The following is a 26,745-nucleotide window of genomic DNA, read 5'->3' as shown; positions in this document are numbered from 1 at the left end:
GCTGGTGAGGGGCTGCTGGAGGAAGCATGTCCAGCCAAGTATTTCGCTATGCCGATGGCAAGCTGGCCAACAGCCTGGCCATGGCCTATGCCCTCGGTGGTTACATCCTCGGCTGCAGCCTGCTGTTTGCCGCTAACGGGTTGCTGAACGCGGCCGGCACCCTGCTGCTCGGCCACGCCATGGTGGTGGCGGCCTACCTGATCCACGAATTCGCCCACGGCACCATCTTCGCCAAGCCAAAGGCCAACGAGCGCGCCGGCGAGCTGTGCAGTTGGCTGTGTGGCAGTTGCTACGCCGGCTTTCAGGATTTGCGGCGCAAGCACATGCGCCATCACGTCGACCGTGCCGATGTGATCACCTTCGACACCAAGGCCTTCCTCAACCAGGGACCGGCCTGGCTGCGTCGTCTGGTGCTGGCGCTGGAGTGGGCCTATATCCCGGCGGTCGAGTTGATCATGCACTTCTATGTGATCGCCCTGCCGTTCATTACCGACAACCCCAAGCACCGCGCCCGCCGCGGCAAGGTGCTGGGCGTGCTGCTGATTCGCGCTGCGCTGTTTGCGCTGGTCGCCAGTGTCTCGCTCAAGGCCCTGTTGCTGTATGGCGTGGCCTGGATGCTGATGCTCACGGTGTTGCGCTTCGCCGATGCCTATCAGCACACCTACGATGCCTTTGCGGTGCTCGAGGACGGCGGCGCCATCCCTGCAGACAAAGTGCGCGACCGTGCCTACGAGCAGCACAACACCTACAGCAATGTGGTCTCGCTGCGCTGGCCGGTGCTCAATCTGCTGCTGCTGAATTTCTCCTACCACAACGCTCACCACGAAAAGCCGGTGGCGCCCTGGTACCGCCTGCCGGCGCTGCACCGCGAGCTGTATGGCAGCGATTACGTGCAGGTGATTCCCATGCATTTGCTGCTCAAGAGCTTTCACCAGCATCGCCTGCGCCGGGTCATCGACGACCATTACGGCAGCGTGGCGGAACAGGGTGCGGGGCGCGCCGACGGTTTCTACGGGGCGGTGGGTGTGTCCTTTCTGACGGCGGTATGAGCGGATGAGCCTCGACTATCAGGGCAAGGTGGTGCTCCTGACCGGTGCCGCCAGCGGCATCGGCCGCGGCCTGGCGCGGGCGTTTGCCGAGCAGGGCGCGACGCTCGAGCTGCTTGACCGCAATGCCGAGGCACTGGCCGTTGTAGCGGCCGAACTGGCCGGGCTGACCCGGGTCAGCGCGGCAGTGGTTGAGCTGGGCGACAGCGTGGCGATTGCCGACTTCGCCGCGCGGCGCGGCAACACGCGGCTCGACGTGCTGATCAACAACGCCGGCGTCGAGTACGTCACGCCGCTGAGCGATATCGGCAGCGCCGCCGATGCGCAGTGGCAGGCGCTGCTGGACAACAACGTGGCCTCGATGCTGCGCCTGACCCGCGCGCTGCAACACCAGCTCAAGGCCGGCAGCAGCGTGATCAACCAGGCCTCGATCTGGGGCCTGAAGGGTGTGCCGGGCTTTTCCGCGTATGTGGCAAGCAAGCATGCGGTGATCGGCCTGACCCGCGCGCTGGCGTGGGAGCTTGGCCCGCGTCACATCCGCGTGAATGCGGTATGCCCCGGCTGGATTGGCACCGAGGCGGCCATGCGTTCGCTGCGGGTGATGGCGCGGACCAGCGGGCGCAGCGAGGCCGAGGAGCTGGCGCTGATTCTGGCGGCGCAGGCGGTGCCGGAATTGCTCACGCCAGCGGATCTGGCCGGCACCTTCCTGTTTCTCGGCAGCCCGCTGGCCGCACCGTTGACCGGCCAGGCGTTGTCGGTCAGCCATGGCGAGGTGATGCATTGAACGCGCCGCTGGCGGGGCAGGTCGCACTGGTCACCGGTGCGACGCAGGGCATTGGTCGGGCCATTGCGCTGGCACTGGCCGGCGCCGGTGCGCAGGTGTGGCTCAACCATCTGCAGCAGGCTGACGCGGCGGCGCGGCTGGTGGCTGAGATCGAGGCGGCCGGAGGCCATGCCACCGCGGTGCCGGCCGATGTCGCCGACCCGGCGCAAGTCAGCGCGATGTTTGCGCAGATTCTCGCCGCCGGGCCGCTGGATATTCTGGTCAACAACGCCGGCATCATTCTGGAAAAGGACTTCGTCGATACCGACGAGGACGACTGGGCGCAGGTGCTCGGCGTCGATCTGGGCGGTGTCTACCGCTGTTGCCGGCTGGCCTTGCGGCACATGCAGGCGCGCGGCAGTGGCCGCATCGTCAATATCGCCTCCGAACTCGGCCAGCTGGGGCGTGAGCGCTATGCCGCCTACTGCACGGCGAAGGCCGGGGTGATCGGCCTGACCAAGGCACTCGCCCGCGAGTTCGCGCCGGCGATCCGTATCAACGGCGTGGCGCCAGGGCCGGTGGATACGCCGATGGTCTCGGTGGAAAACATGAGCGAAGCAATGCTCGCCCGGGAAAGCGCCATCCCGGCCGGCCGTCTGGGTCGGCCCGAGGAAATCGCCGCCGCCGTGCTGTTCCTGCTGTCGCCGCAGGCCAGCTTCTTCCACGGGCAGATGCTCGGCGCCAATGGCGGCGCCTGGATGGGGGGCTGAGCATGGGCTGGCTGAAGCCGGAAATTGTCCTGCTGCTGGGCGCCATTATTTGGGGGCTGGGCTGGATGCCGCTGCAGCATTTTGCCGGACTGGGCCTGAGCGGCATGCCGGTGGTGCTGGCCACCTATGGCCTGCTCAGCCTGCTGGCGCTGCCGCTGCTTTACTGGCAGCGCGCCGGTTGGCGGGCGCAGTGGCGCGGCTTGCTGGCGATCGGCGTGTTCGGCGGCTGGGCCACGGCCGGCTTGGTCGGCGCTCTGTCCGAAGGCGATGTGGTGCGCGCCATGCTGCTGTTCTATCTGGCGCCAGTCTGGGGCCTGCTCGGCGGCTGGCTGCTGCTTGGCGAGCAGCTGACCGGCCTGCGCGTTGGCGCGCTGCTGCTGGCCATGCTCGGCATCGGCCTGACCCTGGGCGTCAGCCGCGACAGTCTTGCCGAGCTGCAAGCGGCCGACTGGCTGGCGCTGAGTGCCGGCCTGGCGTTTGCCCTGAACAACCTGGCCACGCGGGCCGCCGAACAGGTACCGCTGCTGAGCAAGGCGGTGGTGGCCTTTGTCGGTAGCGCCCTGTTCAGTGCCCTGTTCTGCCTGCTGCAGGAGGTCAGCCTGCCCGCCATGTCGCCGCTGCTGTGGGGGCAGGTCGCGCTGTTCGGCCTGTTCTGGCTGGTCGCTATGGGCGCCGCGCAATACGGTTTCAGTCACGTCGAGGCCAGCCGCGCAGCGGTGCTGGTGGTGGTCGAGCTGCTGGCGGCGGTCCTCAGCGCCGCCTGGCTGGGCGAGCGTGAGCTCGGCCTGCGTGAATGGAGCGGCGGCGCACTGGTGTTGCTGGCCGCGCTGCTGGCGGCGCGCCCGCCGCGAGAATCCCTGATTCCTTGTGAGGCAAAACCATGACCTGTGTACGCATGGACCAGCTCAGCTGGGTCGAATACGCCCGCCGTGTGCGCGAAGATTCCCCGGTGGTGTTTCTGCCCTGCGGCGCCACCGAACAGCACGGTCCGCACCTGCCGCTGGGTACCGATGCGCTGCTGGCCAGTGCGCTGTGCGAGGACGTCGCCGCGCAGGTCGGCGGGCTGGTCGCACCGGCGCTGTCCTACGGCTACAAGTCGCAACCCAAGTGCGGCGGCGGCCAGCATTTCTGCGGCACCACCAGCCTCGACGGGCAGACCCTGATCGCCCTGGTGCGTGATGCTGTGCGCGAGTTCGCCCGCCATGGCGTGACCCGGCTGGTGCTGGTCGACGGCCATTACGAGAACCAGTGGTTCGTCACCGAAGGCATCCAGCTGGCCATGCGTGAACTGGGTCAGGCCACCGCGCTGGAAGTCATGCGCCTGGAGCACTGGGACTTCTGCACCGAGCAGACGCTGGCTGCCGTGTTCCCCGACGGCTTCCCCGGCTTCGCGCTGGAACACGCGGCAGTGATCGAGACCTCGCTGATGCTGCATTATCTGCCGCAGCTGGTGCGCATCGACCTGATTCCCGACGAGCCGCCCGCCGATTTCCCGCCCTACGACATGTACCCGACCCGCACCGAGTGGGTGCCAGCCTCCGGCGTGCTGTCCTCGGCAAGGGGCTCGACCGCCGCCAAAGGTGCGCGCATGGCCGGCGACATCTGTGCCGGCATCGCCGCCGCGGTGCGCAAGGAGTTCAAGCTGTGAACGCGGCGCTGCTGGTGATCGACATGCAGCGCGACTTCTGTGCGCCCGGTGGCTATGCCGATCTGGCAGGGCTGGATGTGAGCCTGCTGCGCGCGCCGATTCCGGTTTTGCAACGCCTGCTGGCGGCGGCCCGTGAGCGTGGCCTGCTGGTGATTCATACCCGCGAGGGGCATCGCGCGGATTTGTCCGATCTGACCGAGTGCAAGCGCTTGCGCGCCGCCAATGCGGGCGCAGCGATAGGCACTCAGGGTCCGCTGGGGCGGCTGTTGGTGCGTGGCGAGTATGGCCATGATCTGATCGACGAACTGCAGCCGCTGACTGGCGAGCCGGTGGTCGACAAGCCCGGCTACAGTGCCTTTGCCAGCACCGATCTGGATTTGCTGCTGCGTAATCGGGGTATTACGGCGCTGGTGGTCACCGGTGTGACCACCGAGGTCTGCGTGTCCTCGACGCTGCGTGATGCGGTTGAGCGCGGCTATGCCTGCACACTGGTCAGTGATGCCTGCGCTTCACCTTACCCCGAGTTGCATGCGGCGGCGTTGGCCATGGTCGAAGTCGAAGGCGGGCTGTTCGGCCGTGTGCGTGACAGCCAGCAGATCCTCGCCGAATGGGAGTCGCAGACATGACCCAGGTAACCCGGCTGTGGCCGCTGCTGACCGCCACCCACCGCTATGACAAGTCGATTTCCACCTGGCAGCGCGGCCACGGCACGCAGATCGACGCGCCGATCCTCGCCTACCTGATCGAGACCCGCCACGGTCGGATCCTCTACGACGTCGGCTGCGATTACCGCAAGATCGCCGACCCGCTGCTGCGCCAGCGCTGGTACGGCGACTTCCCCATGGGCGCGCCGCAGATGAGCGAGGAGCAACGCCTGCCGGCGCACTTCGCCCGCCTCGGCCTGACCCCGGCGGACATCGACCTGGTGTTCCTCGGCCACCTGCATTTCGACCACGCCGGCGGCCTCTGCGAGGTGTGCGGCGCCGAGGTGCATGTGCACGCCGCCGAACTCGAAGCCGCCCGTGCGCAGGCTGACGAGGCCTATTTCGCCGATGACTTTGCCGCTGATTACCGCTGGAAGGTGCAGACCGACGAATACGATCTGCTGCCCGGGGTGCGCGCCATCAACAGCCCCGGGCATACCGCCGGGCACATGTCGCTGCTGATCGAACTGCCGCAGGGCAAGCCGGTGATCCTCGCCGGCGATGCGGCGGACCTGATGGAAAACCTCGACCAGGAAATCGCCCCGGGCACCCTCTGGCAGGCGCGCGAGGATCTGGCCCTGGCCAGCATCCGCAAGCTCAAGGCGCTGGCCCGCGAGACCGGCGCCGAGCTCTGGCCGAACCACGACATGGCGTTTTTCCGCGGCCTGCGGCAGTTTCCGGAGTTCCATGCATGAACAGCGTTCCGCAAGCCTACCTGGGCGTCTGGCAGCGCACCCTCCTGACTACCGGCGCCGGCCTGCGCGACTGCACCACGCAGGTCTACTGGCTGCAGACCGCGCGGCTGTTTGCCGACCTGCGCATCCCCCGGCCGGCCCCGCGCACCCCGGACGAGCTGGCTAGCCAGGGCGGGTTTGCCGGGATCAGCGAGGTCAGCGGCGCGCACTGCCAGTGGCACCGCGCGATCGATTTCCAGCCGCCCAGCGGGCGCGCCGATATCGGCCGCATGCACTTCGAGCGCCCGGACTACCTGCTCGAGGACGGCCTCGACGGCAGCTACCACGAAGTCTGGGAGCGCCTGCCGGATTCCCTCGGGCGCAACTGGGGGCAATGGCTGCAGGCCGCCGATGGTCGCCAGGGCTGCCTGTTGCTGGCCGGCGACTACTTCCTGTTTGCCGCCGGCCGCACGCTGGCGCTGCCGCACGCCGACTCGCTGCAGGCGTTGCTGGCGCAGGCCTCCGGGCCGGCGCCGCTGCTGGATTTCGAGCTGTCCTTCGGCCGCCACCGACACGGCCGGCAGCCATGGCGCATCGAGCTGTCGACCCTGCCCGGGCGCGCCGGCCAGGCCTTGCTGGCCGCCGGGATCGACCCCGACCAGAGCGCCCGGCTGCGCAGCGCGGCGGTGCTGTCCACGCTCGGCGGCAGGCCGCCGGCAGGCGGCTGGCGCTGCCGCGAGCTTCCCGAATTTTTCCCTGTGCAGGAGTGCCTGACATGAGCGCCCATCAACCCTTGCCCACCCCGCTGCCGGCCGTACGCGCGGCGCCGGCGCGCTGGTGGGTGATCCGTGGCGAGTTGCCGCGCAGCACCCTCTGGAGCCTGGCGGCGGCCGGGCTGATCCTGCCGCTGCTGATCTGGTGGGGCTATACCGCGCTGGGCCTGGCCAACCCGATGTTCATGCCCGGCCCCGAAGCGGTGCTGGCGCGGGTCGGCCGCTGGTGGAGCGAGGAAGGCCTGCTCGCCGATATCGGCATCAGCATCTGGCGGGTGATGGGCGGTTTCGGCGCCTCGGCGCTGCTCGCCCTGCCGCTGGGCCTGTATATCGGCACCTACCGGCCGGTGCAGGCGTTCCTCGAGCCGCTGACCGACTTCATCCGCTACATGCCGGCGGTGGCGTTCATTCCGCTGGTGATGCTCTGGGTCGGCATCGACGAGGGCTCGAAGATCCTCATCATCTTCATCGGCACCTTCTTCCAGATGGTGCTGATGGTTGCCGAGGATGTGCGCCGCGTGCCCATGGCGCAGATCGAGGCGGCGCAGACCATGGGCGCCAACCGCAGCGAAATCGTCAAGCTGGTGGTGTTGCCGTCGGCGCGCCCGGCACTGCTCGACACCCTGCGCATCACCTGCGGCTGGGCCTGGACCTACCTGGTGGTGGCCGAACTGGTGGCCGCCAACTCCGGCCTCGGCTACGCCATCCTCAAGGCGCAGCGCTATATGCACACCGACAAGATCTTCGCCGGCATCATCCTGATCGGCATCATCGGCCTGCTCACCGACCAGGCGTTCCGCTGGCTCGGCCGCGCGGCCTTCCCCTGGCTGAAGAGGTAAATCCGATGAGCACTGCAAAGATCCAGATCCGCCAGGTGAGCAAGACCTTCCACAGCCAGGGCCGGCCGGTACAGGCGCTGCAGGAGGTAAGCCTGGATATCCAGGCCAACGAGTTCATCACCTTCGTCGGCGCCTCCGGCTGCGGCAAGTCGACCCTGCTGCGCTGCATCGGCGGCCTCGAGCAGCACAGCAGCGGTGAAATCCGCGTCGACGGTCGGGCGGTGGACCGTCCCGGCATCGACCGCGCCATGGTCTTTCAGCACTACAGCCTGTACCCGTGGCTGAAGGTGATGCAGAACATCAAGTTCTGCCGCCAGCTCAAGGTGGTGTCCGACAGCGTGCGCAGCGATGCGGATATCGAGGTGGCCTGCGGCCGCGCCGATGCCCTGCTGCGCCTGATGGGCCTGTCGGCCTTCAGCGAGGCCTATCCCAACCAGCTCTCCGGCGGCATGCAGCAGCGCGTGGCGATTGCCCGGGCGCTGATGCCCAAGCCGCAGATCCTGCTGATGGACGAACCCTTCGGCGCGCTGGATGCGCAGACCCGCGAGGTGATGCACGACCTGATCCGCCATGTGCACCGCCTGGAAAAGAGCACCATCCTGTTCGTCACCCACGACGTCGAGGAGGCCATCTACCTCGGCGGCCGCGTGGTGCTGATGGCGCCGCGCCCCGGGCGCATCGACAGCATCTACGAGGTGCCGCTGCCGGCGCAGCGGCAGCAGGACATGAAGCTCGCGCCGGAGTTCCTCGGCCTCAAGCGGCAGATCCTCGCGCGCATCCGCGAAACCTCGGGGATGAACACCGACCTGGAACTGCTGGAGCAGCTGACGCGCACGACGGGGTGAGGGCGCTGGTTACGCCTGGAGGGGTCAATTACAGCAGCGGGTGGACACGTAAACGTTGTTAGGGGCATCCAGACTTTCGCAGGGTGGGAAGCTGCGCAGCTTTTACCGCCAGACGAACGTCCGGGTTGCTTGCTGGTCGCCAGCCGGACCGCTTGTGCAGGGCGGCGGGTTGCACCCGCCCTGGCGAGCGAGCAGGCAAAGGGGGCGAGGTGAATAGAAATAAGTCACGCCGACCCGAATGGCTCTGTGACCCGCAGCTAGTGCTGCAAATGAAGCAAGAACACAGCTTGTAAACAATAAGCCAGCGGTTCACGCGGCAATCGCAGTTATGCTTTTTTCCCGCAGTTAGCAACTTATCCAAATGCCTTCCCCGTCCGAGCCCCCCAGTTGTAGCACCACCCCGCTGGATCATTTCGGACCCATTGATCTCGCCAGCTTCCACGACGTCATGCGTGCTGCACTCACGAGCGACCTGCATGGCGAATTCCTTGGATGCACAGCGCCCGAAGACAGGCTCCCGCCGTGCTTCGCCCCCAAGAAACAGCGGGTGCTTGAGCTGCTCAAGGCCCATCGAGCCGATGGGCAACCGCGCGCCGGCAATGCCGCCCCGGTTTTCATGTTGGCTTTGGACGGGCAAGACGCTAGCCTCGCAGCGCTTGAGCGCATTGCACGGCAAAGGCGATTGACGCCGTAATCGGTCTGCTCGAATAAATGTTTAGTGCGCCGAAGACGCGCCAGGAGAACAAGCGTGGAACTTTTTGCATTGGCTTTTCTGATTGTCCTCAATGGCCTGTTGGCCATGTCGGAAATAGCCCTTGTCGCTGCCAGAAAGGCTCGCTTGATGAAGCTGGCTGCCGATGGCGATTCCGCCTCCGCCGTGGCGTTGAAGCTTGGCGAGGATCCGACCAAATTCCTCTCGACCATCCAGATCGGCATCACCTCCATTGGCATCCTCAATGGCATCGTCGGCGAGGCCGTACTCGCCGCGCCGCTAGCCACCTGGCTGCAGACATTTGGTGTGGCGAGTGCCACAGCCAGCATCGGCGCTACTGCAGGGGTGGTGATCGTAATCACCTACGTGTCCATCGTGATCGGCGAACTGGTGCCCAAGCGCATCGGCCAACTCAACCCTGAAGCCATTGCCCGCCTGGTGGCGAGACCGATGGTGACCCTGGCCTTCCTGACCCGCCCGTTTGTGTTGCTGCTGTCCTGGTCGACCCACGCGATCCTGCGCATCATGGGCGTACGCCTGGTCAGCAATTCCGGGGTAACCGAGGAAGAGATCCACGCCATGCTCGAAGAGGGTTCGGAGTCCGGCGTCATCGAGCAGCATCAGCACGAGATGGTGCGCAACGTGTTCCGCCTGGACGACCGCCAGCTTGGCTCGCTGATGATCCCGCGCTCGGCCCTTGTGTATGTCGACGTACGCAAGACGCCGGAAGAAAACATCCAGATGATGATCGAGTCGGAGCACTCCCGCTTTCCGGTCTGTGATGGCGGGCTAAACAACTTGCTCGGCGTGGTCCACGCCAAACAGGCTTTTGCTTGCCTGGCCAAAGGGGAAAGACCCGACTTCACCGTGCAATTGCACCCCTGTGTGTACGTGCCGGAAACCCTCACCGGCATGGAGTTGCTGGAGCAGTTCCGCGCCAGCGGCATGCAGATGGCATTCGTGATCGATGAATACGGCGAAGTAGAGGGGATCGTCACCCTGCAAGACGTCCTCGAAGCCGTGACCGGCGAGTTCACCCCCAACAATGCGGAGGACTCCTGGGCGGTGCAAAGGCACGATGGTTCTTGGCTGCTCGATGGCGCCATCCCCATCCCCGAGATGAAGGATCGTCTGGCGCTCAAGACCGTTCCCGAGGAGGACAAAGGGCGCTTTCACACGGTGTCCGGCATGATCATGTTGCTCTTGGGACGGGTTCCCGCAACCACCGACCGCGTACAGTGGGACGGCTGGATGTTTGAGGTGGCCGACATGGATGGCAAGCGAATTGACAAGGTACTCGCTACACCCGTCGAAAAGACTGAAGAAGGCGAAGTTGACTCGAGTCTGCCGTGAAGAAATGCAGATAACGCCTGCTGCAGTCCCGCGGAGGGGCAGGCGCGGTTAACGCTGCGCCCTGCAGCAAACCTGGCGCTCTGGCGAACTGGCAAAGGGGCTAACAAAGCGCCTGGCGTGAATGAAAATGCGGTGCAGGGCGGGGGCAACCCGCCCTGGCAAGGGACAGGCAAAAGAGGCGAAGACAATAAATCACTCCGCCCCCTTTTGGCTCCTTTTGGCTAGGCCGCGCTGCCCTCGACCATCCTCGGGTAGTCGTTGTAGCCCGCTGCTCCCGGGGTGTAGAAGGTGGCCGGATCAGGCGCGTTGAGGGCGGCACTGGCACGGATGCGTTCGGGCAAATCGGGGTTGGCCAGGTAGGTGGCGCCAAAGGCCACTGCATCCAGTTTGCCGGCAGCAATCGCCTCTGCAGCTTCGGCAGGGCTGTAACCCATGTTGCCGATCAGCACGCCCTTGAAATGTGCCCGCGCCGGGGTCATCACATCACCGCTTTGCTGGCCCAAAAAGTCGGCGCGCATGACGTGCAGATAGGCCAGCCGGAAATCATTCAGGCGCTCTGCCAGCCAGGCGGTCAGCCCGAGCGGATCACTGTCCTGCATGCTGTTGAAGCTGTTCAGCGGCGAGATGCGCACGCCAACCCGGTCGCTGCCATACACCGCGCTCACCGCCTCAATGACTTCCAGCAGCAGGCGCGCACGGTTCTCCAGTGGTCCGCCGTAAGGACCGCTGCGCTTGTTGCTGCCGTCACGCAGAAACTCATCGAGCAGGTAACCGTTGGCCCCGTGCACTTCGACGCCATCAAAACCGGCGGCCTTGGCATTCACCGCCGCCTGCCTGAAGCCGGCGACAATTCCCGGCAATTCGTCATCGCGCAGCACCCGCGGCAGCACATACGGCACCTTGCCTGAGGGGGTATGCAGTTCGTCGTTGGTGATGGCAATGGCGCTGGGTCCGACCGGCTCGGCACCCTCGTTGAGCAGTGGGTGACAGGCCCTCCCACCGTGCCAGAGCTGCAAAAAGATGCGCCCGCCGGCGGCATGCACGGCATCGGTGGTTTTCTTCCAGCCGGCAATCTGTTCGGCAGAATAAATGCCCGGCTCGGTGTTGAATGCCGAGTTGCCCGGCATGACCATGGTCGCTTCGGCGATCAGCAAACCGGCAGAGGCGCGCTGTGCGTAATGCTCGGCCATCAGCTCGCCGGGGACATGCCCGGCTTCGGCGCGGGTGCGCGTCAGGGGGGCCATCAGGATACGGTTGGGCAGCAGCAGCGCGCCCACCTGCAGGGGGTTGAACAAGGCTTGCATACAAGGCTCCGTGATGGTGGCAAAAACCTGGGGCATGCACCAGCTGTGCCTGCCGGGCCCGCCCGCGAATTGAATACTGCCGGTTACCTGCCCGGCAAGCGGAAAACGTTAGTGGGGGGTCGTTAATGGGGTCGGAGGGTATTCCGATTGATTCGCGAAAGCGATCATTGCCCCCGACTGCACATGCCATGCGCCAACCCCGGGCGGGCATGTCCACAGTCTTTGCTGCCCGCTCCCTGTCCTGCAACCCGCGCTGCCAATCCCTGTCGAGCCGGTTTGATCCGGGCGGTATCCGCCCGCTCCTCCCGCAGGATTATCCGGGTTAAGGCATGCTTATTGCTGTGAATATCCGGTCAGCTTTCAGACGGGAGATTTGCCATGCGCCTTACAGCCTGCGGAGTGGGTGCGGTTCTCTGCCTTGCACTCTTTGTCCCCACACTCCTTGCTGCGGAAACCGGTGCTGCGGGAATGGTCAAGTCGACCAAGGGGGCCGTGTCGATCCAGCGGGCCGGGCAGACGCTGCAGGCGCAAGCCGGCAGCCCGGTGCTGGTGGCCGATGTGATCGTGACCGGCGCGGATAGCGCGGTCGGCATCACCCTGCAGGACGGCACCCTGCTCTCGGCCGGCCCGCAATCGACCCTGGCGATCAATCGCTTCGTCTTTGACAGCACCACCAGTCAAGGCGAGCTGGACAGTTCGCTCAAGCGCGGCACCCTGGCCGTGGTCTCCGGCAAGTTGTCGAAGGCTTCCCCGCAAGCGGTGACCTACCGGACCCCGACAGCGATTCTCGGGGTGCGCGGCACCGAATTCGTCATCCAGGCCAAGCCGCAGTAGCGCTGGCAGTTGCCAGCACCCATCCGTCCGGAAGCTTTCCATGAGGTCTGCCATGCCCCTGTTCAGCACGAGAATTAGCGATTACCGGGGGGCTGCCGCGCTGCTGTTGGCCTGCGCGGCACTGGCCGGTTGCAGCAGCACCCGCAGCGAGGGCAATGCCTGGCTGAATCAGGGCAACTGGCCGTTGTGCACGGTGCTGGGCCTGATTTGCTACGCCCAGGACGGCGACCAGGATGGCGATGGCGTCTTCGATCGGCGCGATCAATGCGCCGACACCCCGACCGGCAGCGCGGTGCAGCCCAATGGCTGTGCGCCCCAGGCCGTGCCACCGGCGGCGACCGAGCAGATCGTGCTGTTGCCCAACCGCGACGGCAGCCCCAGCGCCCTGCTGGTGAAAACCGCCGCCGGCGAACAGCTGCTGGACCGGCCGTATGCGGCTGCGGTGCTGCTGGACGACGGGCAGCTGCTGGCGACCGAGCAAGGCGCCGCGACGGTCAATGCGACCTATGCCGAGGCCCTGGCTGCGCAACCGCAACGCCCGGCGTCGTACGAGCTGTATTTTGTCAGTGGCGAGGTGCAGCTGACGGCCGACTCCAGGCTCACCCTGCAGCGCTTGCAGGCGGACCTGCAGGCGCGCGCGGTGCCGGAAATCACCGCGATCGGTCATACCGACAGCGTTGGCGATGACGCCTACAACGATGCCCTTTCGCTGCAACGTGCCGAAGCCATGCGCAATCTGCTGGTGGCTGAAGGCGTGTCTGACCAGCATTTCAGTGTGGTCGGGGTGGGTGAGCGCGAGCCGCTGGTGCCGAGCGCCGACGGGGTCGCCGAGGCGAAGAACCGCCGCGTGGAAATCAATCTGCGCTGAACCGGCGCGGACCGGCACGCACGGTAAGGGAGCGTGGCGCACAAAAGGAGTGCGCAAAGTGGCGTGTTTTCCAGCTTGCCCGGTTGCCTGCGTGGCGTTGCGCCGGGCCCGGGAACATGCGGTTTTCACTGACAGTCAGACCTGCTGCGTGGGCATAACATGAAGAATGATTGGCTTCAGCCGCTTATTGATCAGATGTACGCCAAACACCTGCCGCACAATGCTGGCGAGGTTGCCAGCTATATTCCGGAGCTCGGCAAGGCCAACCCGAATGATTTCGGCATCAGCCTGGCGACGGCAGACGGGCAGATCTTCGAAGCGGGTGACTCCACCCGGCCGTTCACCATCCAGTCGATCTCCAAGCCCTTCACCTACGGCATGGCCATCGAGCTGCACGGCCACGCGAAGGTCTCGGCGCGGGTGGGCGTTGAGCCGAGTGGCGATGTGTTCAACTCCATCCAGCTGGAGAAGGACTCGCACCGGCCGTTCAACCCGATGATCAATGCCGGGGCCATCACGGTCAGCGCCCTGCTCTACGAACACTACGGCGACGAGGCCCTGGAGCAGCTGCTGGCCAGGTTCAGCGCGGCTGCCGGGCATCCGCTGAGCGTGGACGAGGCGGTCTATCAGTCGGAAAAGCGCACCGGCCACCGCAATCGGGCCATTGCCCACCTGCTGCTCAACTTCGGCATGGTCGAGGAAAAGGTCGAGCAGGCCCTGGACCTGTACTTCAAGCAATGCTCGATCCTGGTCAATACCCGCGACCTGGCCGTGATGGGCGCCACGCTGTCCAACCTGGGCAAGAATCCGTTTACCGGGGTCGATGTGTACGACATCGACCGGGTCAAGGACATGCTCTCGATCATGTTCACCTGCGGCCTCTACGACTATTCCGGCGAGTGGGCCTACAAGGTGGGGGTGCCGGCCAAAAGCGGGGTCAGTGGTGGCGTCATGAGCGTGGTCAACCGCCAGCTCGGCTTCGCCACCTACTCGCCGCGGCTGGATGCGCGGGGCAACAGCTGCCGCGGGATCGAAGTCTGTGTCGATCTGGCCAATGAATTGGGGCTGCATGTGTTCGACTGCATGAACATGGGCTCCAGTTATCTCAAGGCCATGCTGTAAATGGCCGTCGCCTGTCCGGCACGCCGTGGCGGAGCAGTAGCGGCTGTCCCATGCCGAGCCGCTGGCTCGACTCACTTCACTCTGGCTGAATGACCATGACCATTGATTACCATGATGTTGACTCAAGCCTGCGCCGGGTATTCCTGGCCAATCGCCTGGATATTCAGGGCATCGACGAGATTTCGGCACGCTTTGCCGAGCTGGCCTGCAGCGAGAAACGCCGGGTGGTGGTGGACCTGACGGCGGTCACCTTCCTGGCGTCGATGGGCATCCGCGAGCTGATCAGCAATGCCAAGAACCTGCAGCGCCGCGGCGGGCGCATGGTGCTGTTTGTCGGTGACAACGGCCTGATCGCGCGGATCCTGGAGACCACCAACATCAACCAGCTGTTGCCCATGTTCAAGGACCTGGACGACGCCGACAAGGCTGCGCTGGCCTGAACCGCACGCGAGGAGCCGCTGTGGCTGAAGCTGTTGCCACCTTCACCATCCAGGCGGTTGCCGCTGAAATCCGTAACGCCGCATGCTGGGTATCCAGCGTAGGCGAGGAGTTTGGCGTGCCCGCAGAACAACTCAACTGCCTGGATATCTGCCTCAACGAAGCCTTGGCCAATGTGCTGGAGCACGGCGGCAGCGCCGCGCGGGCGGCGCCAATCCGGCTGGATTTTGCCGTGCGCCAGGCTGCCGCCAGCCGGGAGGCCGCCATCACCGTATCCGACGAGGGGACTGCCTGCGATCCGCTGGGGCTGCCGTCCAGGACGCGCCCGCAGTCGCTGGCCGAAGCCGAACCTGGCGGCCTGGGTGTGTCGATGATGCGCACCTTTGCCGATGCCCTGAGCTATCGCTACAGCGAGGGCCGCAACCAGCTGACCTTCGCCGTACGCTGGCGCACCGAGTGACTGGCTGGCGCCAGCCAGGCCGGCGCAGGCTGGCGCCGAAGCCGGCTGTCCGGCGCGGCCAGGCCGACCGCTAGGCCGGGCAGAGGCCCGTCCCCTTCCAGTTGACGAGCAGCAGGGTCAGGTCGTCGGAGGCTTCGGTGTCGCCGACAAAGCGGCGCACATCTTCACGCAGCGCGGCGGCCAGGCTGTCCGGCGCATTGCTGCGGTTCTCGCGTTGCAGCAGGGTGGTGACCCGCTCCAGCCCGTACAGCTGGTTGTCGCGGTCCATCGCCTCGGTAATGCCGTCGGTGAACAGCAGCAGGGTCTCGCCCATGGCGAGCTGCAGATGGATGACCGGATAGTCGAAGTCTTCCATGATTCCCAGGGGCGGCCCGCCGGCGCCGCTGATGCTGCGCACCCCGCCCCGGGGGTCGATCAGCCAGGGCGTGTCGTGTCCGGCATTGACCAGTTCGAGGCTGCCGCTGTGCACGTCGAGGATGCCGGCCACCGCGGTGACGAACAGCGTCTCCGGGTTTTCCCGGGCCATTTCCTGGTTGGTCTGGTTGATGATGCTGCCAATGCCGGCGCTGCTGCGCAGGGCGGTGCTTTTGGTCAGGGCCTTGGTCACCAGCATGAACAGGCTGGCCGGCAGGCCTTTGCCGGACACGTCGCCGATCATGAAGAACAGGCGCTGCTCATCGAGCATGAAGAAGTCGTAGAGGTCCCCGCCCACCTGCCGCGCCGGCTCCAGCACGGCTTCGATCTGGAAGCGGGCTTCCTGCCCGAACAGCTCGCTGGCCACGGGCAGCGTACCCAGCTGGATGCGTCGGGCCGCCTCCAGTTCGCCGGCCAGCTTGGCGCCCTTGAGGCGTTGTTCCTGCAAGGCGCTTTCGGCTTCCTTGCGTTGCTGTTCATACTCGATGAGGGCACTGAAGAACAGGCTGGCGAGCACGGCGGCGAGCCCGAAAAACAGGTTCAGCCCATCGAACAGCAGGCCGCTCCAGCGAAACAGGGCGAGCCCGCTGCCCCACAGCAGGAGCGCCAGCAACAGCGTGACCAGGACAAAGCGTTGCGGGCGGACAGGGCTACTGGAGCGCCTGCGCTTGCGCTTTTCCACGCCAGCTGCGGCTGCGGCCTGGGCCGCATTGCCGGCGCCCGGCGGCGGGTGCTGGCGGTGCCGGCGCTGGCCGGGCAACAGGGCGATCAGCATTGCACCGGCGCCCAGCAGAAGGCCCAGCTCGGCGCCCTGCATCCACCAGGGCCGGCGCAGGAAGTGACCATCGGCGAAACTTTCCAGCAGTTGTGCGTGGGCTTCGACGCCGGGGCGGCGGTCACCCAGCGGGGTGGTGATCATGTCCTGCAGGCCCAGGCCGGTCAGGCCGACCAGCACCAGCTTGCCGGCAATGCGCGGCCCGGCCACCTCGCCCTTGAGCAGGCTGAGCGCGGAAATGTAGCGCTGCCGCGAACCCTGGTCGAAGTGCACCCAGGCCTCGCCATCCGCTTGCAGCGGAATGCGCGTGGCACCGACGCGCACCGCCTCGACGCCATGTTGGCCGCTCTCCACCACAAGGTGCGGGGTGGCGCTGGCCACGCGCAGCATTTCCAGGGAAAGGCCCGGGGTCACCGAGTGGTTGATCGCCGCCAGCAGCGCCATGCGCCGCACGATGCCGTCTTCCGGGTCGCTGGAAATCAGGGCCTGGCCGCGCGCGGCGGCCTGGAACTCCGGCAGGCTGGCCAGCACATAGGGGTAGTTCTTCAGCCAGGGCAGCGGATTCTCGCCCGGCGTGTTCAGCACCCGGGTGCGCAATCCGTCGAGGGTGGCCGAGGTGCGAAAGGAAAACCCGGCAGCGCCGAGGACGGTCGGTGCGCTGGCCAGGCTATTGCTCAGCAGGCGGTCATTGGAGGCGGCATCGAGCAGGACTTGCAGCACCGGCTCGGGAAGATCCGGGCGCGACTCGGCGACCGCCTGCGGCGAGGCATGGTCGGCCTCGGGCATGATGATGTCGAGACCGATGGCCGCGGGCTGGTGCGCGGCAATCGCATCGATCAGCGCCGCCAGGTAATTGCGCGGCCATGGCCATTGGCCCAGTGCGCCGAGGGTCGCTTCATCGATTTCGATGATTGCCACCGGCTGCGCCTGCACCTGCCGTGGGGCCATGCGCTGGTAGTGGTCGAACAGGGCCAGGCGTGCCGACCGGAGCGGCGCCAGGTCGGCCACGCCCAGCCCCAGCAAGGCCAGCAGCAGCACGCCAGCGGCGGCCGGCCGGCCCTGGCCGATGCGACCAACCTGGACACTGCCTGCAAGCAATCGTTGTAGTAGTCGCGGCACGCGCTTGCCTCCGTCGAAAAACAGTCACCCAACCATGGCCAGGAAGCAGAGACGGAGTTGAGCCAACCCCTGCGCGCGACAGTCAACCTGACGGCCTCAGTATAGGTGCTGCGGGCTGCCGGAGGTGGCTATTTGAAGTGCGCCGGGCCGCTCTGGAATGGCCGCTTCAGGGGTGCTGCCGGGCCCGCGGCGGCCGCTTCCGGCAACCGGTCACGGCCGGGCAATCCGGCGCCGTGGCTTCAATCCAGCCTGAGCACCTTGGCCAGCAGGATCTTCGGGCCTTTCATCTTCTTCACGATGATGCGCAGGCCTTCGGCTTCCAGCACTTCCTCTTCCTCGGGAACGCGGTTCAGCGCCTCGTAGATTAGCCCGGCGAGGGTGTCGGCCTGGACAAGGTCGAGGTCGATGCCGAGCAGGCGCGCGACCTTGAACAGTGGGGTGTCGCCGCGCTCCAGCAGCTCGGTCCATAAAGGGGTCGGAGTGAATATAAATAAATCACTCCGACCCCTTTAGTTTTTTAGCTCTCGCCCGACAGAGCCGCTTTTAATGACTCAAGAGCGCGAGAGGCCTCTGCTTCTAATTCATCGCTGTGCCATAGGGCGGCGCCACTCCTAAAAACGTGCTCGATCACCTCGCATGCAACTGCCACAGTTTCGGCGATGTGAGCAATCTCAATGCTCCATGACTTGGAGTTGAAGTGGGCGAACTCGTCTCGCATCTCATCAAGCGACATCAGTGCTCTTTCGTGTCGCTCGTCTGCCGGCAGCGGGGTTGCGCCGCTGCGGAGGAAATCAACCTGCTTTGCCTTTGCGTAGAGGCGCAGAAAGTTGTCCATATGTGGGTTGGGAAAGTTTAGATTCTGACCTTTACTTTCAAGTGCAGCGAGCAAGCGGCTTAAAACACTCGGCTTTTGTACGTGCAAGATATTTCCGTTTGTTAGGGCTAGAGCGAGCGAGCCTTGCACAGCCGAGTGCACTGCCAGCACAACCCATCTCCAGTAGTGCGGTTTCTTGTCGGCGAGAGCCAAGAAGTCAGATGCGGCGACCAAGGAGAACGCGGCGTCATGCTCGGTATCTGTTCTGAAATACTCGGAATTCTTCATAAGAGAGCTAACGCCTCGGCTCAGCGGCGCGCGGCAACTGCGCAAGTGAAGCAGGACCCCACCGTTCCGCGCGTCCGCTGCAGCCGAATGTTGGGCATCACTTCCGCTATTCCGCGCAGGGTCTTGCGACGCCGTCGGAAAGCTCTAACGGCTCGACGTACTCGTGCCCCGATTTCATCCGGACCCATAGCTCAGATTCGGGAAAATCGAAGCGGCACGCAGGTATACCAGTCCGAATGCCAGCGTGCGGACCGCTGATGAACGTGATGTCCACCTTCCAGCATCGCACGATCCCTCCTTTGGTCCATTGCCCTCCCCGGGGGTCTTCCGTGACCGCCGTGACTCTGAACATCGTGTCCTTCGCGACATTCGCGACCGGGACCCAGATACACTTGGGATACCGCATACCGCTGAACTTGTAGCGCTCCTCGTCTTTGGTCGTGGGCGCAACCTCTTGTGGGGTGCATTCGTTGGCACCGACCAGGTTAAGCATGTGTACAAGGGAGTAGCCGGCGTACCCCGAAAGGATCGCATTCTCGCGCAGCGCAAAACACCTGCCGACGATGCTTGATGCGACCGGTCTGTTTGTGGCGTCGTAGACGTACCATGCGCAACCAGGCAATAGGACGCTGGCGAATAGAAGGGCGGCGTAACGAAGCATGGATAAGATCATTCAGATGCCCAACGATTAAGCTAAGGGGCGGCGGTACGTCGTCCCAGTGAGCGCCTTGTTAGCTGCATTATTTGCAATAGCATCCGATTTTTGAACCGCAAATAGTACAACCTGAAGTGGTGTGTGTTTTTTCAGTGTTTGTTGCAGGTGGCTCAGAGTTTAGGAGCATATGCTGTAATTTTGTTATTAGGTTTTTTTGGTATTCGATTTCTTTATTTTTTTCGGAAATTATTGAGTCATATTTTTTAGCGTAACTAGGTGCGATATTTGATATTGCGTACTGTTTTTCAGACCATGCCTTATTTTCACTATGCTTTGCATTTAAAAGTTGACGCCAAACAAAGTTAGAAAGTCCTTTTGCGGATGCGAATTCGCCAGCAGCCTTAAAGTAGTTGGCTTTTAGGTCTTCTTTGAAATTTTCCTCCGGCGCACTGAAAAAACAACATTTTCCAGATTCGGTTGGAAGTCCACAATTGCTGCATCTACTTGACATGTTTTTCCTTGCAAGATCATTGCGCAAAAATATTTGATTTTTTCAGCGCGGGATATAGCAATGTAGCTAACGTCTGAGCTCAGGCCGCGGCCCGTCAGGGACGTCGGCCTGCAGCGAATTGTTGGGTACCGTGCTGATTACTTGCCTGCTCATAGGTGTCATAGCATTTCTTATCATTCTTGAAGAGACGCATGCTTCCCTTCGTGCCTCTGTCGGTCCAGTAGTGACCTTGCAATTCGTAAACAGGCGTCCCGTGAATTTCTAGCGCGAATGATCCATGGTGCATTTCACTACGGACGCCCTGAAGTTCAATTTTTGGCTCGTTGCGATAAACCCCAACTAACTTATAAAGCTCGTCATCTTCTTGTGGCTCGATGCTATGAGCAATCAGGACAGATCTAGACTCTTTGGTCATTAGCCGAAAACTAAGTGATGTGAGCGACTGCCGTATAACGGCATAGGCCTTAATGGGGGGAATCGGCTGCCCTGTGTCTGGATTGACCCAACTACTGAGCAACTCCACCTCCCAAGTTCCCCTCAAATCTGGACGCTTTACATACCACCCTCGCAGCCAGGGCTGAGCCCAAAGATATTTATTGAATACCGTAACGATGATAGATATTGCACCAACAACCAAGCCAAAAGGTTTTAGAAAATCTGCCGACAGAACAGAGATTCCTTGCACCCACAAGGCAACCAACCAAACAAGAATTGTTAGCCCAATAAATGAGGAAATATGAAGTCTAGTTAGCATTATTCATACCCTATGTAGTTCCATGCATCATTGAGAAATTGATGCGCCGTTGCTCTTGTCCATGGCTGTGAGCCCCGAAACAAATATTTCAGCTCACTGACCTCTCCCCACTCAGAGCATTTCTTATCATCCATTGTGTCATTGAAGAGATTTGCCAAGACTTCTCTAACGACCGACTTGTAACTCGAATAGCCAAAGGCGGAATTTGGCGCATTGAATGCCAAACATTCAATGAGGAAGCTGGGTGTATTTTTTGCCGACGCGACCCCTGCGTCAGCCATCTCGTTAGAGAGCGTCTTGAGGATTCTTACTACTCGCTTATACGTTCTGGTCGTTTCATTATTTTTCTGAACACCATTCTCATAGTGTTGCTCTGGCCAGTTTCGTATCCGTGCCGGATTAAAATCATCTGGAATCATTTCTACTCCAGACAGATAACTTGAGACCGATGTATATCTACGGTGCTCGAAGAATGCTGCAACATCAGCCTCCACCCTGTAAGTATTTGCCTTGATGTCAAAAGCCTTCTTCCCTCGCGTTACTGCCGGGCGACCAAATTTCGACACTAACGCTACTTCGAGCTCGTTCTTAAAGGTTTGATACGTGTATGTAGCCGGAACAAAACTCTCAGAGAGATTCGCCTTAACATTGTCGTCTGGATACTCAGGAAAGTAGGTGTCAAAGCACAATACGCCAATATCTACGTCACTATTTCTCCTGACATTGACGCGATTTCTATATGAGCCCTGCGTGAATACGCGAATGTCTCTGTTCTTGAGTTTCTCACTTGCCGAAATTGCAGCCCGTATCTGGCGCTCGGCATTTTCCGAACGCTCTTGCTCCGTAGCGCTTGGCCCCTGCGCCCATGTACTGAAAACAGATTCCCAATCCCTGCTCATCTTCTGCTCTCCGTTCTACTAAACTTTCCCGGCACCTAACGATTAAGCTAAGGGGCTGCGGAACGCAGTCCCAGTGAGCGCCTTGTTAGGGGGCATTATGAAATATCTGGAGCTATTAACTTTAGGCTTTCATTGGCTATGAATAGAGATATAAATATCAACGAATATACTAGAAGCCATTGAAATTGATCCTTCCAAACATTGTTCTGAAAGTCACGAGCCTTCTCTTCGACGCCCAGTATTTTTGGAGGCAAAAAGCTTATTAGTACTAGTGGCCAAAAAACGACCATAATTATTGATAGAAAGTAAGCGGCAACGCGATTCGGCGCCCAAAACGAGTACCATTTATACTTCGATGTATCGAACAACCATTGGCCATGCATATTGTTGTAAATTGATCTTACTCGCGCACTTGCCACCATTATCCCAACAAATACATAGTCATTAAACCATGCTGGAAAACCTAACAAGTCAGTAAGTGGCGCGATGATAGGGTGCACTATACTGCTATAGTTGCTGATTATATTCTGTATAAAGCCAGACCAATGCTTAAGGTCATCTATTATTCCGGCGGTACCTATAGCACCACCAATAGCCGAAAATATATTCCATGCTTGGGCTAGTGGTGATTTTCTCTGTTTGTCGGACAATGGTTATCCTCCTTGAACCCTAACGTTTGGTTAAGGGGCCGCGGAACGCGGTCCCGAGTGAGCGAAGCGAACGGCTTGAACCAGTTGTTAGGCTGTTTATGGTATTCGTGGCGGAATTTTTCCAGTTAGGGCTATTGTTTCAAAGCAGGCTAAATATGAGAGTGTGCCAACAACAGCAAAATATAGTGCCTCATTTATTTTTTTCTTGTCTGTGAGCTTTTTGGTGGATGGCGGAGAGTGCGCAAGAAATCTTTGGATTTTTGCATCTAATTTTTTTGGTTCTAATGCATGAGCAAGTTCATTTCTTAAGGAGTTTAAAGCTTCGAGCATGTCCCATACGGAGGTGGGGAAAATTAGCCCGTTAGAATGAGTATCTCCAACTAGCGCGCGTGCAAGTTTGGCTTTAAGAAAGAATCCAATTTCAACATTATCAAGGGTTTCTGGTTTGCGGCATTTTGCCTTGATTAGGTTCTCAAGGATTTCTTCGGCCAGAAGGTGCCCTTTAAGAACCACCAAGATTGGGTCGTCTATTGCTGGCAAGTGTGCGTCAAACCGATCAAAGCGCTCTCTTACTTCTGGTGGGAATTCTTCGGTCATGACTAAATAGCCTAACGATTAAGCTAAGGGGCCGGCTTCGCCGGTCCCAGCGAACGAAGTGAGCGCTTTGAGCGCATTGTTAGGCACTGGTAGACCTCAATTTTTTGACTCCTATTGCCACTAGCAAACCTGCTGCGCTTAGACAGACTATGCCAAATACGATGAGGTGCAGCCATGTAAATGTGGTGCATTCTGCTGTTCCTGTTGTGGAGCAGATGCGAAAGAATTGGCTGCTGTTTGAGTCTGTGGCCTGGGTAGTTGCACTCCAGGCTAAAAAGAGTGATGCGAGAAAAAGAGACAGCGGCAGAAGTGCTGTAGTGAGGATTGCAATAGCTGGGAGTCTTCCGTGGCTCATTTGAAGTGCCTAACGATTAAGCTAACGGGCGGCAAAAAGCGCAGCTTTTGGACGTCCAGCGAACGGAGTGAGCGACAGTTGAGCGCATTGTTATGCGCTTGCCACGCCATATTGCTTTTCTATTCTAGCTATTTCTCTCTTGAGATAGCTTATTTGTGCTTTAGCCCAAGCAGTCGGGTCTTTCTGTTGCACCTTGTTCATCTCTGCGCCTAGGTAATTGCAGATGTCATCTTTTTTCGAGAAACGAGCAAGCGTGAATGGAGGGTTTCCCTCAGTGAGTGCATGCAGATCTGCACCAGATTCAACAAGCAGTTTTACCATTGAGAGATCGCACATCGAGGCAGCTTCGTGCAAAGGTGTATGACCGAGGTCACCGCGGGCATTGATTTCAATGCCAAGGTCAATTAGCTCTTTAGCCAGAGATAGTTCGTTTCTTATAACGGCGATATGTAGGGCGTTTTCGCCCTCATGATTGCACCAGTTTATATCCGTAAAATCTGCTTCCTCGAATGATGGCAAGTCATATTTCAGGCCGTTGAGGAACTTTTGCAAATTTTGGCTGCGTTCCATGCGAATTTCCTGCAGTGCATAACTATTATTAGACGACATTAACGTCGGATAACATCCCGCAGAATGTCGGATAACGTTCCATTTTCATGTGTAACTCCTTGATCTTGCGGAGAGTCGAGCTGGCAAGTGCGACATTGGCGAGGGGGAAAAGCGACATGACTTTTTGCACGGTACGGAACCGTTGGCACCGTGTCCACCATCAGCTTCCGGCCGTAAGTCGCCCCTTCCGATCCCATTACTTCAATCCAGCCTGAGCACCTTGGCCAGCAGGATCTTCGGGCCCTTCATCTTCTTCACGATGATGCGCAGGCCTTCGGCTTCCAGCACTTCCTCTTCCTCGGGGACGCGGTTCAGTGCCTCGTAGATCAGCCCGGCGAGGGTGTCGGCCTGGACATGGTCGAGGTCGATGCCGAGCAGGCGCTCGACCTTGAACAGCGGGGTGTCGCCGCGCACCAGCAGCTTGCCCGGCTGGTAGGCGAGGATGCCGCGCTCGGCCTTGTGGTGTTCGTCCTGGATGTCGCCGACCAGCGCCTCCAGCACGTCTTCCATGGTCAGGAAGCCGATCACCTTGTGGTCCGCCTCCTCGACCAGGGCGAAGTGCGAGCCGCCCTGGCGGAACTGCTCGAGCAGGCTGGACAGCGGCATGTGCCGGGAAACCCGCTCGATCGGGTGCAGCAGGTCGCCGAGGCAGAAGGCCGAGGGCAGCATTTCCAGCAGCGACAGTTGCAGCAGCAGGTCCTTGATGTGCAGCACACCGGTGAACTCGCCGCTGCGCTCGTCGAGCACCGGGTAGCGGCTGTACTTGTGCCGGCGGAACACGCTGAACACCTCGTGCAGCGGCGCATCGTGCGGCAGGTAGACCAGGTCCTCGCGCGAGTTGGCCCAGTCGGCGACTTCCAGTTCACCCAGCTCGACCGCCGAAGCCAGCACGCGCATGTCCTGGTCGCTGGGGTCGCTGGCGCGGCTGGAGTGCAGGATCAGCTTGAGTTCGTCGCGGCTGTAGTGGTGTTCGTGGTGTGGTCCCGGCTCGCCCTGCCCGGCAAAGCGCAGGATGGCATTGGCGCTGGCATTGAGCAGGTAGATGGCCGGGTACATCAGCCAGTAGAAGGCATACAGCGGTGCGGCGGTCCACAGCGAGAGCAGTTCCGGTTTGCGGATGGCCCAGGACTTGGGGGCCAGTTCGCCGACCACGATATGCAGGTAGGAAATGATGAAGAAGGCCGTGAAGAAGGCCATGCCGTGCAACAGCTTGGGTGAGTCGATGCCGAGCCAGGCGAACAGCGGTTCCAGCAGGTGGGCAAACGCCGGTTCACCGACCCAGCCCAGGCCCAGTGAGGCCAGGGTGATGCCCAGCTGGCAGGCCGAGAGGTAGGCGTCCAGCTGGTTGTGCACGGTGCGCAGGATGTGCCCGCGCCAGCCATGCTGATCGGCAATCGCTTCGACACGGGTGCCGCGCAGCTTGACCATGGCGAACTCGGCGGCAACGAAGAAACCGTTGAGCAACACCAGCAGGAGGGCGAAGAAAATCAGGCCGAGATCGGCAAAATAACTGGCAGCGGTAAAGCCGGGGGAAGGGTCCATTAGGGGGTCAGGCTGGCCAAAGAGTACTCAAGGGTGCCGGTGCCGGGGCTGGTTTGCAAGTTGCCCGGGGTTTCATTGGCCAAGTATAGGGGGGTGTTACCTATTGATGCGGCCCTGAACTTGCTGCGGCGCACACGCGGCGAGGGGGCTGCAAAAGCTCGCGCCGGGGGCGGCGCTCCTACAAAGGACAGGTGCTCCTGCAGGCGGTACTGTTATTCAGGGGCTCGATCAATAAGCTACTCCCTCGCCCTGGCCCTCTCCCCGCTGGGGCGTGGGCGCAAGAGTGCTGCTGGCCAGGGCCGCGGGGGCGAAGTGGCAGATGAAGGTACTGCCCTGTCCGGGCCGGCTGGTGATTTCCAGGCGGGCGTCGTGGCGCAGCAGCACATGCTTGACGATCGCCAGGCCGAGGCCGGTGCCGCCGGTGCTGCTCGAGCGGCTGGCATCGACCCGGTAGAAGCGTTCGGCCAGGCGCGGCAGGTGGCGGGCCTCGATGCCGATGCCGCTGTCCGCGACGGCCAGATGCCCGCCCAGCGCATCGCTCCACCAGCGGATGGCGATGCGCCCCTGCGCCGGGGTGTACTTCACCGCGTTGAACACCAGGTTGGAGAAGGCACTGTGCAGCTCCGCCTCGGACCCGAGCAGGCGCGCATCGCCGTCGACCTCCAGGCTGATCGTGTGCTGCCCGGCAGACAGTGCGCGGGCGTCGTTGAGGATCAGCTGCAGCAGCGGCTCGAGCGCTACCGCCTGCACTTCCGCGGGGTGCCCGGTGGATTCCAGGCGCGCCAGCAGCAGCAGGTCGTTCAGCAGGTTCTGCATGCGCTGGGCCTGGCCATGCATCTGCTGCAGGGCGCGCACCCAGCGCGGGCTGAACTGGTCGGTATGGTCGAGCAGGGTTTCCAGGTAGCCGACGATCACCGTCAGCGGGGTGCGCAGTTCGTGGGAAACATTGCTGACGAAATCCTTGCGCATCTGGTCGAGCAGGTGGATGCGCGTGATGTCGCGTACCACCAGCAGATGGTCCTGGTTGCCGTAGCGGGTGATCTGCAGCTGCAGGCGGCGCTGCTCGTTGACCGGCGAGGTCAGTTCCAGCGGCTCGCTGAAGTCACCGCGGCGGAAATACTCGGCAAAGCCCGGATGGCGCACCAGGTTGGTGATCGGCTGGCCGGTGTCCTTGGCCACTTGCAGGCCCAGCAGGGTTTCCGCCGCCGGGTTCCACCACTCCAGGCCGCCGCGGTTGTCGAGCATGATCACCGCGTCGTTGAGGGCGGCGGTGGAGTCCTGGATACGCTGGATCACCGCCTGCAGGCGCTCGCGATTGCGCGCGTTGCGCCGTTGCAGGTGATAGATGCTGTCGAAGATCTCGCCGATCAGGCCATGGCTGTCCGGCGGCGGGCTGTCCTCGCTCTGCGCCTCGCGCAGCCAGCGCTGCAGGCGCAGCAGTTCGCGCAGGAGCCACAGCAGGTAACCGCCCAGGCCGATGGCCACGGCCCAGCCGAACTGGCCGCTGATCCAGCCGGCCAGCAGGCACAGGCCGAGCAACAGCAGCAGGCGGCCGGTTAGCGCGCCACGCCAGTCCCGCTCGCTGCTCATGCGCGACCCGGGCTGGCGAA

28 protein-coding genes and 1 pseudogene are annotated in these 26,745 nt (G+C 62.1%); 16 read left to right on the top strand and 13 right to left on the bottom strand.

The features are described 5' to 3' along the window. The first annotated feature begins 26 nt into the window (after window positions 1–26). The 11 genes from ISX93_RS01665 to ISX93_RS01615 all read left to right on the top strand — a co-directional run bounded on the left by ISX93_RS01665 (window position 27) and on the right by ISX93_RS01615 (window position 10,127). Window positions 27–1,049, top strand: coding sequence for a fatty acid desaturase family protein (locus ISX93_RS01665; protein ID WP_195776946.1), 1,023 nt, complete (start codon window positions 27–29; stop codon window positions 1,047–1,049). 4 nt (window positions 1,050–1,053) lie between these two features. Next, the gene (locus ISX93_RS01660) at window positions 1,054–1,830 is read left to right on the top strand and encodes an SDR family NAD(P)-dependent oxidoreductase (RefSeq protein ID WP_195776945.1); all 777 of its coding nucleotides are present in this window, start codon (window positions 1,054–1,056) and stop codon (window positions 1,828–1,830) included. Further along, window positions 1,827–2,579 (top strand): SDR family NAD(P)-dependent oxidoreductase, encoded by a 753-nt coding sequence (locus tag ISX93_RS01655; protein ID WP_195776944.1) that lies wholly within the window; start codon window positions 1,827–1,829, stop codon window positions 2,577–2,579. The genes ISX93_RS01660 and ISX93_RS01655 overlap by 4 nt, the downstream gene beginning before the upstream one ends. Window positions 2,580–2,581: 2 nt before the next feature. After that, window positions 2,582–3,463, top strand: coding sequence for a DMT family transporter (locus ISX93_RS01650; RefSeq protein ID WP_195776943.1), 882 nt, complete (start codon window positions 2,582–2,584; stop codon window positions 3,461–3,463). Continuing rightward, window positions 3,460–4,227, top strand: coding sequence for a creatininase (locus ISX93_RS01645; RefSeq protein WP_195776942.1), 768 nt, complete (start codon window positions 3,460–3,462; stop codon window positions 4,225–4,227). The genes ISX93_RS01650 and ISX93_RS01645 overlap by 4 nt, the downstream gene beginning before the upstream one ends. Next, on the top strand, window positions 4,224–4,853 hold the full coding sequence (locus ISX93_RS01640; protein ID WP_308705270.1) for a cysteine hydrolase family protein: 630 nt from the start codon (window positions 4,224–4,226) through the stop codon (window positions 4,851–4,853). The genes ISX93_RS01645 and ISX93_RS01640 overlap by 4 nt, the downstream gene beginning before the upstream one ends. Then, the gene (locus tag ISX93_RS01635; protein WP_195776941.1) at window positions 4,850–5,626 is read left to right on the top strand and encodes an N-acyl homoserine lactonase family protein; all 777 of its coding nucleotides are present in this window, start codon (window positions 4,850–4,852) and stop codon (window positions 5,624–5,626) included. Before ISX93_RS01640 ends, ISX93_RS01635 begins: the two co-directional genes overlap by 4 nt. Further along, complete coding sequence (locus ISX93_RS01630) at window positions 5,623–6,384, top strand: hypothetical protein (RefSeq protein WP_195776940.1); 762 nt, start codon at window positions 5,623–5,625, stop codon at window positions 6,382–6,384. The genes ISX93_RS01635 and ISX93_RS01630 overlap by 4 nt, the downstream gene beginning before the upstream one ends. After that, complete coding sequence (locus tag ISX93_RS01625) at window positions 6,381–7,217, top strand: ABC transporter permease (protein ID WP_195776939.1); 837 nt, start codon at window positions 6,381–6,383, stop codon at window positions 7,215–7,217. Before ISX93_RS01630 ends, ISX93_RS01625 begins: the two co-directional genes overlap by 4 nt. Before the next feature lie 5 nt (window positions 7,218–7,222). Then, window positions 7,223–8,062 (top strand): ABC transporter ATP-binding protein, encoded by an 840-nt coding sequence (locus tag ISX93_RS01620; RefSeq protein WP_195776938.1) that lies wholly within the window; start codon window positions 7,223–7,225, stop codon window positions 8,060–8,062. 718 nt (window positions 8,063–8,780) lie between these two features. Continuing rightward, entirely contained in the window at window positions 8,781–10,127 is a 1,347-nt protein-coding gene (locus ISX93_RS01615) for a hemolysin family protein (RefSeq protein WP_308705269.1), read from the top strand. 221 nt (window positions 10,128–10,348) lie between these two features. Here ISX93_RS01615 and ISX93_RS01610 read toward each other — a convergent pair whose 3' ends face one another. Further along, window positions 10,349–11,431: an alkene reductase gene (locus tag ISX93_RS01610; RefSeq protein ID WP_195776936.1), complete on the bottom strand. Its 1,083-nt coding sequence runs from the start codon at window positions 11,429–11,431 to the stop codon at window positions 10,349–10,351. A gap of 468 nt (window positions 11,432–11,899) precedes the next feature. On the opposite strand from ISX93_RS01610, the gene ISX93_RS01605 reads away from it, so the two are divergent. The 5 genes from ISX93_RS01605 to ISX93_RS01585 all read left to right on the top strand — a co-directional run bounded on the left by ISX93_RS01605 (window position 11,900) and on the right by ISX93_RS01585 (window position 15,153). Then, the gene (locus tag ISX93_RS01605) at window positions 11,900–12,265 is read left to right on the top strand and encodes a FecR family protein (protein WP_219840970.1); all 366 of its coding nucleotides are present in this window, start codon (window positions 11,900–11,902) and stop codon (window positions 12,263–12,265) included. 52 nt (window positions 12,266–12,317) lie between these two features. Next, window positions 12,318–13,133 carry an OmpA family protein gene (locus ISX93_RS01600; protein WP_195776934.1) on the top strand — a complete coding sequence of 272 codons (816 nt, stop codon included), beginning with the start codon at window positions 12,318–12,320 and terminating at the stop codon, window positions 13,131–13,133. A 159-nt stretch (window positions 13,134–13,292) separates the two neighbouring features. Beyond that, window positions 13,293–14,255, top strand: coding sequence for a glutaminase A (glsA, locus tag ISX93_RS01595; protein ID WP_195776933.1), 963 nt, complete (start codon window positions 13,293–13,295; stop codon window positions 14,253–14,255). A gap of 95 nt (window positions 14,256–14,350) precedes the next feature. Continuing rightward, the gene (locus ISX93_RS01590) at window positions 14,351–14,695 is read left to right on the top strand and encodes an STAS domain-containing protein (protein ID WP_195776932.1); all 345 of its coding nucleotides are present in this window, start codon (window positions 14,351–14,353) and stop codon (window positions 14,693–14,695) included. Between the two features lie 20 nt (window positions 14,696–14,715). Then, the gene (locus ISX93_RS01585) at window positions 14,716–15,153 is read left to right on the top strand and encodes an ATP-binding protein (RefSeq protein WP_195776931.1); all 438 of its coding nucleotides are present in this window, start codon (window positions 14,716–14,718) and stop codon (window positions 15,151–15,153) included. A gap of 70 nt (window positions 15,154–15,223) precedes the next feature. Here ISX93_RS01585 and ISX93_RS01580 read toward each other — a convergent pair whose 3' ends face one another. The 12 genes and pseudogenes from ISX93_RS01580 to phoR form a co-directional block, all read right to left on the bottom strand. Further along, window positions 15,224–17,461, bottom strand: coding sequence for a CHASE2 domain-containing protein (locus ISX93_RS01580; RefSeq protein ID WP_195776930.1), 2,238 nt, complete (start codon window positions 17,459–17,461; stop codon window positions 15,224–15,226). A 239-nt stretch (window positions 17,462–17,700) separates the two neighbouring features. Next, a pseudogene (locus ISX93_RS01575) lies at window positions 17,701–17,922 on the bottom strand (transporter associated domain-containing protein); the annotation flags it as partial. Window positions 17,923–17,978: 56 nt separating this feature from the next. Beyond that, window positions 17,979–18,563 (bottom strand): hypothetical protein, encoded by a 585-nt coding sequence (locus ISX93_RS01570; protein WP_195776929.1) that lies wholly within the window; start codon window positions 18,561–18,563, stop codon window positions 17,979–17,981. A gap of 106 nt (window positions 18,564–18,669) precedes the next feature. Beyond that, complete coding sequence (locus tag ISX93_RS01565; protein WP_195776928.1) at window positions 18,670–19,224, bottom strand: hypothetical protein; 555 nt, start codon at window positions 19,222–19,224, stop codon at window positions 18,670–18,672. Window positions 19,225–19,303: 79 nt separating this feature from the next. Continuing rightward, the gene (locus ISX93_RS01560; RefSeq protein WP_195776927.1) at window positions 19,304–19,729 is read right to left on the bottom strand and encodes a hypothetical protein; all 426 of its coding nucleotides are present in this window, start codon (window positions 19,727–19,729) and stop codon (window positions 19,304–19,306) included. 94 nt (window positions 19,730–19,823) lie between these two features. Further along, window positions 19,824–20,483 (bottom strand): hypothetical protein, encoded by a 660-nt coding sequence (locus tag ISX93_RS01555; RefSeq protein WP_195776926.1) that lies wholly within the window; start codon window positions 20,481–20,483, stop codon window positions 19,824–19,826. Continuing rightward, entirely contained in the window at window positions 20,483–21,382 is a 900-nt protein-coding gene (locus ISX93_RS01550) for a nucleotidyltransferase domain-containing protein (RefSeq protein ID WP_195776925.1), read from the bottom strand. Before ISX93_RS01550 ends, ISX93_RS01555 begins: the two co-directional genes overlap by 1 nt. Before the next feature lie 95 nt (window positions 21,383–21,477). Next, complete coding sequence (locus ISX93_RS01545; RefSeq protein ID WP_195776924.1) at window positions 21,478–22,032, bottom strand: hypothetical protein; 555 nt, start codon at window positions 22,030–22,032, stop codon at window positions 21,478–21,480. A 96-nt stretch (window positions 22,033–22,128) separates the two neighbouring features. Further along, a complete protein-coding gene (locus ISX93_RS01540) occupies window positions 22,129–22,629 on the bottom strand; it encodes a hypothetical protein (RefSeq protein WP_195776923.1) in 501 nt (166 codons plus the stop codon). A 445-nt stretch (window positions 22,630–23,074) separates the two neighbouring features. Then, the gene (locus ISX93_RS01535; protein WP_195776922.1) at window positions 23,075–23,554 is read right to left on the bottom strand and encodes an ankyrin repeat domain-containing protein; all 480 of its coding nucleotides are present in this window, start codon (window positions 23,552–23,554) and stop codon (window positions 23,075–23,077) included. Window positions 23,555–23,794: 240 nt separating this feature from the next. Continuing rightward, window positions 23,795–25,135, bottom strand: a complete 1,341-nt coding sequence (locus tag ISX93_RS01530) for a hemolysin family protein (protein ID WP_195776921.1) — start codon at window positions 25,133–25,135, stop codon at window positions 23,795–23,797. A gap of 228 nt (window positions 25,136–25,363) precedes the next feature. Then, complete coding sequence (gene phoR / locus ISX93_RS01525) at window positions 25,364–26,725, bottom strand: phosphate regulon sensor histidine kinase PhoR (RefSeq protein ID WP_195776920.1); 1,362 nt, start codon at window positions 26,723–26,725, stop codon at window positions 25,364–25,366. Window positions 26,726–26,745: the final 20 nt, after the last annotated feature.

The sequence above is a fragment of the Pseudomonas sp. N040 genome (genome assembly GCF_015637705.1).
Taxonomy (GTDB): domain Bacteria; phylum Pseudomonadota; class Gammaproteobacteria; order Pseudomonadales; family Pseudomonadaceae; genus Aquipseudomonas.
The sequence above is the reverse complement of the archived record's forward strand: the minus strand, read 5'-3'. Positions and strand labels throughout refer to the sequence as shown.